The organism is Variovorax sp. 20P10.2.4 (assembly GCF_058244205.1).
Genome location: NZ_JBZAYE010000349.1, coordinates 1 through 7,707, shown reverse-complemented (window position 1 = coordinate 7,707; position 7,707 = coordinate 1). Strand labels below are relative to the sequence as shown.

Genomic DNA, 7,707 nt, shown 5'->3' with positions numbered 1-7,707 from the left:
TGTAGCCGCCGGCCGAGTGGCCCACGGCGCCGATGCGCGGGCCCTGGTCGTCGCGCGCGATCCGGTCCTTCCATTGCGGGTCCTGCAGCAGGGCGTCGATCACGTGCGAAGCCTGCCGCGGCCGTTCGCCGAAGTAGGCGGCTCCGCCCTGTTTCAGCAGCGCGCTGTCCTGCCAGTTGTCGCCCGGATGGCGCAGTGCCGCCACCAGGTAGCCCGCGCGCGCGAGCGCCTCGGCCAGGCTGTTGTGTCCCAGCTCGGTGCCGGCGAGGCCGTGGCTCAGCAGGATCAAGCCCTTGAACTTCTCGTCGGGCGGCGCCTGGATCGCGGCGCGCACGGTGAACGGCCCCATGGCCGTCGTGCGAGACGCGGCCTGCGTCGGGTAGTAGAGCGCGACCACGGTCGGCGCGGCGTCGGGCGTGGCGCCCGGAATGCGGACCTGCCGCCAGCCGGCCTCGGCGGCCAGCAACTGGCAGGACAGCAGCAGGCCCGAGGCGAGCAGCAGGGTGTGGCGAGAGAGGAGGGCAGTGGCGCGCATCGGGGTCTCCATGGCGGGGGCGGTGGAGTGCGCATGGTTGCCGCGGGACGGCGCGGCGGCCAGGCGAATGCGATGAAGTGCGCGAAAGGCGGCGCGAAACGACCGGGTGGGGTGTCGAGGCCTCGTGGGCCGGAGCGGTCATGCGCCTTTGGTGGGTCAGTCCGTCGTTCGATAGACGGTCTTTCCTTCGAGCACGGTCTCCAGCACGCGGATGTCCTTGATGGCCGATGGATCCACCGCTGCGGGATTGGCCGAGAGCAGGACAAGATCCGCCCACTTGCCGACTTCGATGGAGCCGCGCTCCTTTTCCTCGAAGTTCTGGTAGGCCGCGTTGATCGTCGTCGCGCGAAGCGCATCGATCGCACTGACGCGTTGCGCAGGCCCTATCACTGCGCCGCTTGTCGATACGCGGTTCACGGCGGCCCAGATCAGCCGCATCGGGTCCATCGGCACCACGGGCGTATCGGCATGAATGGTGTAGACCATGCCACGGTCCGCCGTGGATCGCGCCGGACTGATGCGCTCCGCACGCGCCGGTCCGAGGAAGACGTCGCGGTGCCGATCGCCCCAGTAGTAGGTGTGAAGGATGAAGTAGGACGGAATCACGTTCAGCCTTTTCATCTCGTCGAGTTGATCCTCGCGCACCGTCTGCGAGTGGATCACCGTGTGACGTGCGTTGCTGCGCGGTGCTTCTTCCTGAGCGCGCCTGAAGGCATGGAGGATGTCGTCGATGGCCGCATCGCCGTTCCCGTGCACGAGCAACTGGCGGCCGGCCTTGTGATGACCGAGAACCTGTTGCGCCAGTGCCTCGCGATCCGCACGCGGAAAACCTCGGTAGCTCGCGTCGCCATGGAAGGGCGTGTGGTAGGGCTGTCCCAGGTAACCCGTATAGCCTTGGATCGAGCCGTCGGCGAAGGTCTTGATGCCGCCGATCTTCACCTTCTTGCTCTTGAGATCGACCGTATCGAGTCCGGACATGCTCGTCGGCAAGGCCACCACGCGAATGGCGAGGTCACCTGCCTGCGCCGCCGCTTCGAGGGCCTTGATGCCGTCGGCACCGCTCGCACCGTCGCTGGCCGTCGTCACCCCGCGGGATGCATAGAGCGCGCTGATGGCTTGGGTCGCGGCCTGCACCTGTGCCGCCGTCAGTGGTGGTTTGAGCCCGCCCACCATCTGCACGGCCGTCTCCTCGAGCACGCCATCCGGTTCACCGCTCGCATCCTTTCGAATCACGCCACCCGATGGATCGGACGTCGCGGCGTCGATGCCGGCCAAGGCCAGGGCGACGCTGTTCGCCACGGCAAGATGGCCCGAGACATGGGTGATGAGGATCGGTTGCGTCGCCGAGACCCGATCGAGATCCGCGCGGGTCGGATGGCGCTTCTCGGCGAGGAGCGTGTCGTCGTAGCCGAAACCGGTGATCCATGCGTCCGGTCCGAGCTTGGCCCTTTGTTCCTCGAGGACCGACAGCAACTGCGAGAGGTCCTGCACCGGCCCGATCGGCGGGCTGTTGAGATCGGCCTCGAACAGCAGGTTGGTGCCCGCGAAGACAAGATGACTGTGCGCATCGTAGATGCCGGGGATCAGCGTCCTGCCGCCGAGATCGATGACCCGTGTCGCGCTGCCGATGTGCTTTTCGATCGCGTTCGATGCGCCGACGGCGAGAATCCTGCCATCGGAAATCGCGACGGCCTGAGCGACCGAGTTGTTTTCGTCGAGCGTCAGGACCGTGCCGTTCTTGTAGATCAGTTGTGCCGGCGGTGCTGGAGGGACAGACGCGCCGATCTCCAACCCCCCGTTTCCGCCACCCCCGCTGCAACCCACCATGGCCATGCCGCTGACGGCAAGAAGAAGTGCCGCGCCGATCGATCGGGAACGCGAGCGCACCTTGCCCTGAAAAAAGGCACTTTTCATCTTAGATTACTCCCTTGCGTGAACCGGGCCAGAACGTTGGCGCCGGATTCAATCTACGAAAGAGCCTTGCGATTCGATAGAACCAGTGGCTTTGTTTTGGTGGAGCCAGGAGGAAAAGATGACGCTGCGCCTACTCGCACACGGCACCGCAACGGTGCGATGCCTCGTGGCATCGGCTTGCGCGGTGGCGAGCCTGCTGGCATCGATACCCACACAAGCCGCCGAGGACTGGACCGAGATCGCGTCCACCGCGCGCAAGAAGGTGCTGCTGCGGCGCGATTCGATCCGTCCGCACGGCGATGCCGTCGAGGCCTGGACGCTCTACCGCTACGACGAACTGCAGACCGATGTCGGCAAGACACCGTTCCGCACTTCGCGCTACCTCTACGACTACGACTGCAAGGGCGCGCGCGAGAAGATGCGCCGCGTCGTGAGCCACAACGGGCCGCTGGAAGCGCACGACATCGACCTGAGCCGGCGCAGCGAGTGGAAGGCGGTGGGCGGGCCGACGACGGTGAGCGGGATCGTGTTCAAGAACGTGTGCGCCGGAGCGCGTTGATCGGTGCCAACCGAGGAAGGACACGCCCGCGGCGTGCGCAATCGCATGAAGATGTACATCCTGGTTCGAGACGACATTCCGTTGGGCTTTGCGATGGTCGCGGTCGCCCATGCCTCGCTGGCCGGCTATCTCAAGTTTCAGGACGAGCCCGAAACGCGGCAATGGCTGGCCGGTCCTTTCTTCAAGGCGGTCTGCAAGGCAAATGCCAAGGAGTTCGAGAATGCGAAACAGGTCGCGGACCATCTGGTCTTGACCGAATCCGCCTTGGAGAACCGGGAGGTGGCGATCGTCTTCAAGCCTCGGGAAGAGTGGCCGAAGATGTTCAAGTTTCTTCGGCTCTACAAAGATGCGCCGCCTGCCGTGCCGGAGTCCTGATGACGCGTCTTACTTGAGCCCTTCGGTATCGAGCGCCCTGCGGACCGCGGGCCGCGCCCGCACGCGTTGATACCAGTCCCGCAGGTTGTCCAGCCCATCGAAATGGATGTCGGCCCTGTAGACGGACGCCAGCCACGCGGCCTGGCCCCATTGGGTCAGCGCATAGAGGTACGCGTCGGCGGCCGTGAAGCCATCGCCCATCAGGTAGTCGCGGCCGGCAAGATGCTCGTCGATCCAGGCATAGCGCTGCTCGAGCTTGGGCTTCGCCGTCTCGACGCCGTACTTTCCGGCGAGCACGGCATAGAGCAGGGGAATGAAGCCCTTGTGGATTTCCGAGGTCAGGAAGCTCAGCCATTCCTGCAGGCGATAGCGCTCGAGGCTGCCGTTCTCCGGCGCCAGGCGCGACGCCGGCTTCAGGTCGGCCAGGTACTGAACGATGGCGGGGCCTTCGCGCAGCAACGTGCCGTCGTCGAGCTCGAGCAGCGGGACATAGCCGAAGGGGCTGAGTTCGCGGAAGTCGCGGCCGTCCTGCGTCCTGTGCGTCTTGTGGTCGACCTTGACGAGGTCGAAGTCGAGGCCCAGTTCGTTGAGCACGATGTGGGGCGAGAGCGAGCAGGCGCCGGGGATGTAGTAGAGCTTCATGGGTTCTTCGATGGGCGGGAGGTACGGCGCTGGAGAGCACCTCGGGCCATGTTAAGAACCGGGCCTGGATTTGGAAGAAGGCACATAAACTGCCTCTAGGTTAAAAAAATATACCTGCGGCCCTCTTCTCACTCGCGTGCTATGAAATCGAACGTCTCGGGTTGCTCCGTCGAGGAAGCCATGCGCCTCCTGGGCGGCCGCTGGCGGCTGTTGCTGGTGTCCTATCTCGTCGACGGACCCAAGCGATTCAACGAATTGCGCCGCGACGTGCCCGGCATTTCCCAGCGCTCGCTGACCCTGGACCTGCGCGCGCTGGAGGAGGCCGGGCTCGTGCAGCGAACCGTCCATGCCACGGTTCCGGTCAAGGTCGTGTACCAGCTCACGCCGGACGGCGAGCGCCTGAAGCCTGTCGTCAGCGTGATGATGGAGTTCGGGTTGTGGCTGAAGGCCAGGGCCGCGGGCTGAGGCGTTCGCTCGACCGGGTTGCCTTCATTCTCTCCATGCACCTTCGTGGCTCAACCAAAAAGCACCCAACAATGATCACGAATCGCATCGTTCTCTCTTTGCTGATCGCCCTTGCCGCGGGTTGCTCGAGCCCGCCGAATGCCCCGCAAGCGAAGCCACCGGGATTTGGCAGCCTGGCGGACTACCCTGTTCCTGTTGGTTCCGGGGGCGGGCCGGAATTGGAGTATTGCTTTCACTACTCGAAGCGCTTGTGGGAACTGACCAGTCTTCTGCGAGAGAACCAGATCACGCCTCAGAAGGCGCGGGACGTCACGAAGGCTTCTCTTGGCAGCCAGGCGATAGAGGAAGACCTGCTGGACTTGGACCAGTTCTCTCGCGAGTCGATCACGCCGGAGGCACTGGCTGGAGAACGCTTCATGCGATGCGCCAAGGTACTCCACCTTCCCGTTGAAGCCAGACACCACGCGATTTCTCAGTCCTGCTTTGGAGTACTGAAGGTGCCGCGCTATGTCTACGGGCTCAAGGAGCAAGGGAGGACGATCGATCAAGCCAGGGCGACATTGCTCGCGGCGAACTCCCCATCCACCGGCAGGATCCTGGGCTCGATCATTGACGACGTCTACGCAAGCTCGGGCGTCGATCAGTTCAATGGATTGAGCCGCAGGATGTTTCTTTCCTGCGTTGCGGCGGGCGGTGGTCCGAACGTTACCCAGCAATAGCGATCGGCAATGAATACCTGGACCGTCCAGTTCGTCGCGTCTCCTCCGTTCGAGCGGCCGAATCAGGTGGGTGTTGCCGTCTGGGTCGAGATCGATGAGATCGCCCCGGACACCTGCATCACCCGCTGTTGGAAAACGGAGTTCGTGGGCATGGATTGGATGCAGGACCTGCCGATCCAGGAGAGCCGACAGGGGCTTCCATTTCAATTGCAGCAGGGCTTGGCGGCGGATCTGCTGAGCTCGATCCGAACGGCAAGAGTCGGTGTCGCAGCCCTGGGAGACCTGGCCTACATCCATCCCACGACGTACCGGTTGATCATTCGATCGGGGTTCAATGGCTGCAGCCTCGAGTGGGTTCACGAGTTGCCTCCGGAATGGACGGAGCTGCGGAAAGCCGTCGAGGTGCTCGAGTCCATTGGACGCTCTCGAGAGAAATGACGAAACAGCGCCGTCATTCAAGCAGTGCAACTCAAGGCAAGCGCCCGATCCCCTCCGTCAGCAAATCGAAGAACCCCTGCGCATCCCCCTCCGCGATCCAGCGCACGTTCGCCGGCTTCTTCAGCGCCCCATACCAGTCCACCACCGTCTGCCCGAACCCCAGCCCTTCGCGGCTGTCGATCGCCACGTTGACCCATCGGCCGCCGAACAGCGAAGGCTGCAGCAGGTAGCCGATCACGGTGGCGTCGTGCACCGGCCCGCCGGGCAGGCCGTAGTACTGCATGTCGTGCCGCACGTAGGCATCGAGGATGTCGGCCACGATCCGGCCCGCCTGGTTGCCGAGGCCGCGCAGCCGCGCGATGCGCTCGGGCGTGGCCAGCACCTTGTGCGTGAGGTCCAGCGGCAGCATGGTGATCGGCACGCCGCTTCCGAGCACGATCTCGGCCGCATGCGGATCGGCGAAGACGTTGAACTCGGCCGTCGGCGTGATGTTGCCGCCGTTGAAGTGCGCGCCGGCCATGAGCACCAGCTCGCGCAGGCCGCGCACGATGTCGGGCGATTGCGCCAGGGCCAGCGCGAGGTTGGTCTGCGGGCCGAGCATCGCGAGCGTCACGCTCTGCGCGGGCGCGGCGCGCAGGGTGTCGATGAGGTAGTCGACCGCATGCCCTTCGGCCAGCGGCTGCGCGGGCTCGTGCACCTGCACGCCGGTGATGCCCTCGCTGCCGTGGATGTCGGCGGCGTAGATCGGCGTGCGCAGCAAGGGACGCTGCGCGCCGCCGTGGACCGGAATGTCGGGCCGCTGCCCCCACTCGCGCGCCAGCCGCGCGTTGCGCGAGGTCTTGGCGAGCGGCACGTTGCCGGCCACTGTGGTCAGTGCCTGGATCTTCAGGCGCTCGGGCGAGGCCATGGCGAGCAGCAGCGCGATCATGTCGTCGGCACCGGGGTCGGTGTCGATGATCAGCGTGTGGACGGTGGTGTCGTCGGAAAGCGGGGGCGTGTTCGTCGGCATGCGGGCTCCATGCAGGCACGACGGAGCGCGCGCCTGCGGGCAGCCAGTCTGCCAGAGCTTCAGCCCAGGAGCCGCCTGGCGAAGAAGGCCAGGATCTCGTCGCGCGCCGCGATGGTCGGCTGCCCGGCCTCGTCGATCAGGTGCGCGGTGACCACGCTGTGCGGGCTCGCGACCACCTGGGCGAAGAAGGGCGGCGTGACGGGGTTGGCCGCGCTGTCGGGCAGCACGCGCGCCACGAAGCGGTCGCCGAGCGCCTGCGAGAAGGCGGCAAAGCGCTCGGCCTTGCAGAACCTGTCGCCCTCGAAGCGATAGGCCATCACCGTCAGGTCCTCGCGTTCCAGCCGCTCGCGCACGGCGGCCAGCTCGTCGGCGGCCACGTTGGTGCCTGCCGCGTCGTCGAGCGGCAGCGAGGGCTGGCACACCACGGGCGCGAGCACGGCGCGCTCAAGCATCATCGACAGCGCGAAGTTGCCGGTGAAGCACATGCCGATCGCGCCCACGCCGGGGCCGCCGCATTCGGCGTGCGCGAGCCGCGCGAGCGCGCGCAGCCACTGCGTGACGGGGCTCGAGGCGTTCGACGCGAAGGCGCGGAACTCGGCGCTCACGCAGGCGCGCTTGAACACGGCCGCGCCTTCCTCGGCCTGCGGCACGGCCCCGTCGCGGCCGAACAGCGAGGGCATGTAGACGGTGAAGCCCGCATCGCGCACCCAGCGCGCGAAGCGCGCCACCTGCGGGCTGATGCCGGGCATCTCGGTCATCACGATCACGGCGGGGCCGCTGCCCATCAGGTAGACCTTCTTGGCGACGCCATCGAGTTCGATCTCGCGTGAAGAGAAGTCATCGAGCGGGTCATCGCGGTCGAGCGGGCGGGTGGCGGGTGCGTGGGTCATGGCGTGGGCAGTGGGTTGGGCAGCGGGGTGGATGAAGCTTGTATTGGGCCCACCGGCCGTTCAGAATGGCAGTGTCCTGTTTGACTGTTTCAGGGCCAAATCGGACAAAGCTTCCCCATGCACGACTTCACGATCCTGGTGCTGCCCGGTGCCTTCGCCTC

Annotated in this window: 10 protein-coding genes; 5 read left to right on the top strand and 5 right to left on the bottom strand. The window is 65.7% G+C overall.

Annotated features, from left to right (window positions below):
• On the bottom strand, positions 1–535 hold a 535-nt coding region (locus AC27VN_RS26375), incomplete at its 3' end, for an alpha/beta hydrolase family protein (RefSeq protein WP_490878438.1).
• Between the two features lie 156 nt (positions 536–691).
• Positions 692–2,449, bottom strand: coding sequence for an amidohydrolase (locus tag AC27VN_RS26370; protein ID WP_490878437.1), 1,758 nt, complete (start codon positions 2,447–2,449; stop codon positions 692–694).
• Between the two features lie 118 nt (positions 2,450–2,567).
• Between AC27VN_RS26370 and AC27VN_RS26365 the strand changes: the two genes are divergently transcribed.
• Positions 2,568–3,008: a surface-adhesin E family protein gene (locus tag AC27VN_RS26365; protein ID WP_490878436.1), complete on the top strand. Its 441-nt coding sequence runs from the start codon at positions 2,568–2,570 to the stop codon at positions 3,006–3,008.
• A 45-nt stretch (positions 3,009–3,053) separates the two neighbouring features.
• Positions 3,054–3,383 carry a peptidyl-tRNA hydrolase gene (locus AC27VN_RS26360; RefSeq protein WP_208509857.1) on the top strand — a complete coding sequence of 110 codons (330 nt, stop codon included), beginning with the start codon at positions 3,054–3,056 and terminating at the stop codon, positions 3,381–3,383.
• A gap of 9 nt (positions 3,384–3,392) precedes the next feature.
• Here the strand turns inward: AC27VN_RS26360 and gstA are convergent, their stop codons facing one another.
• Positions 3,393–4,025, bottom strand: a complete 633-nt coding sequence (gstA, locus tag AC27VN_RS26355; RefSeq protein ID WP_490878435.1) for a glutathione transferase GstA — start codon at positions 4,023–4,025, stop codon at positions 3,393–3,395.
• A gap of 141 nt (positions 4,026–4,166) precedes the next feature.
• Here gstA and AC27VN_RS26350 point away from each other — a divergent pair, with 141 nt between their 5' ends.
• The 3 genes from AC27VN_RS26350 to AC27VN_RS26340 all read left to right on the top strand — a co-directional run bounded on the left by AC27VN_RS26350 (position 4,167) and on the right by AC27VN_RS26340 (position 5,647).
• Positions 4,167–4,490 (top strand): winged helix-turn-helix transcriptional regulator, encoded by a 324-nt coding sequence (locus AC27VN_RS26350; RefSeq protein WP_093354062.1) that lies wholly within the window; start codon positions 4,167–4,169, stop codon positions 4,488–4,490.
• Between the two features lie 71 nt (positions 4,491–4,561).
• The gene (locus tag AC27VN_RS26345; protein WP_490878434.1) at positions 4,562–5,209 is read left to right on the top strand and encodes a hypothetical protein; all 648 of its coding nucleotides are present in this window, start codon (positions 4,562–4,564) and stop codon (positions 5,207–5,209) included.
• Between the two features lie 9 nt (positions 5,210–5,218).
• Positions 5,219–5,647: a hypothetical protein gene (locus tag AC27VN_RS26340; RefSeq protein WP_490878433.1), complete on the top strand. Its 429-nt coding sequence runs from the start codon at positions 5,219–5,221 to the stop codon at positions 5,645–5,647.
• A 31-nt stretch (positions 5,648–5,678) separates the two neighbouring features.
• Here the strand turns inward: AC27VN_RS26340 and AC27VN_RS26335 are convergent, their stop codons facing one another.
• A complete protein-coding gene (locus tag AC27VN_RS26335) occupies positions 5,679–6,656 on the bottom strand; it encodes a nucleoside hydrolase (protein ID WP_490878432.1) in 978 nt (325 codons plus the stop codon).
• Positions 6,657–6,715: 59 nt separating this feature from the next.
• Positions 6,716–7,546, bottom strand: coding sequence for a dienelactone hydrolase family protein (locus AC27VN_RS26330; protein ID WP_490878431.1), 831 nt, complete (start codon positions 7,544–7,546; stop codon positions 6,716–6,718).
• Positions 7,547–7,707 lie beyond the last annotated feature (161 nt).

What these genes read in the sequence shown, in the direction of transcription:
- AC27VN_RS26360 (WP_208509857.1), top strand. Translation starts at nt 3,054, where the DNA reads ATGAAGATGTACATCCTGGTTCGAGACGACATTCCGTTGGGCTTTGCG.
- gstA (WP_490878435.1), bottom strand. Translation starts at nt 4,025, where the DNA reads ATGAAGCTCTACTACATCCCCGGCGCCTGCTCGCTCTCGCCCCACATC.
- AC27VN_RS26350 (WP_093354062.1), top strand. Translation starts at nt 4,167, where the DNA reads ATGAAATCGAACGTCTCGGGTTGCTCCGTCGAGGAAGCCATGCGCCTC.
- AC27VN_RS26365 (WP_490878436.1), top strand. Translation starts at nt 2,568, where the DNA reads ATGACGCTGCGCCTACTCGCACACGGCACCGCAACGGTGCGATGCCTC.
- AC27VN_RS26345 (WP_490878434.1), top strand. Translation starts at nt 4,562, where the DNA reads ATGATCACGAATCGCATCGTTCTCTCTTTGCTGATCGCCCTTGCCGCG.
- AC27VN_RS26335 (WP_490878432.1), bottom strand. Translation starts at nt 6,656, where the DNA reads ATGCCGACGAACACGCCCCCGCTTTCCGACGACACCACCGTCCACACG.
- AC27VN_RS26340 (WP_490878433.1), top strand. Translation starts at nt 5,219, where the DNA reads ATGAATACCTGGACCGTCCAGTTCGTCGCGTCTCCTCCGTTCGAGCGG.
- AC27VN_RS26330 (WP_490878431.1), bottom strand. Translation starts at nt 7,546, where the DNA reads ATGACCCACGCACCCGCCACCCGCCCGCTCGACCGCGATGACCCGCTC.
- AC27VN_RS26370 (WP_490878437.1), bottom strand. Translation starts at nt 2,449, where the DNA reads ATGAAAAGTGCCTTTTTTCAGGGCAAGGTGCGCTCGCGTTCCCGATCG.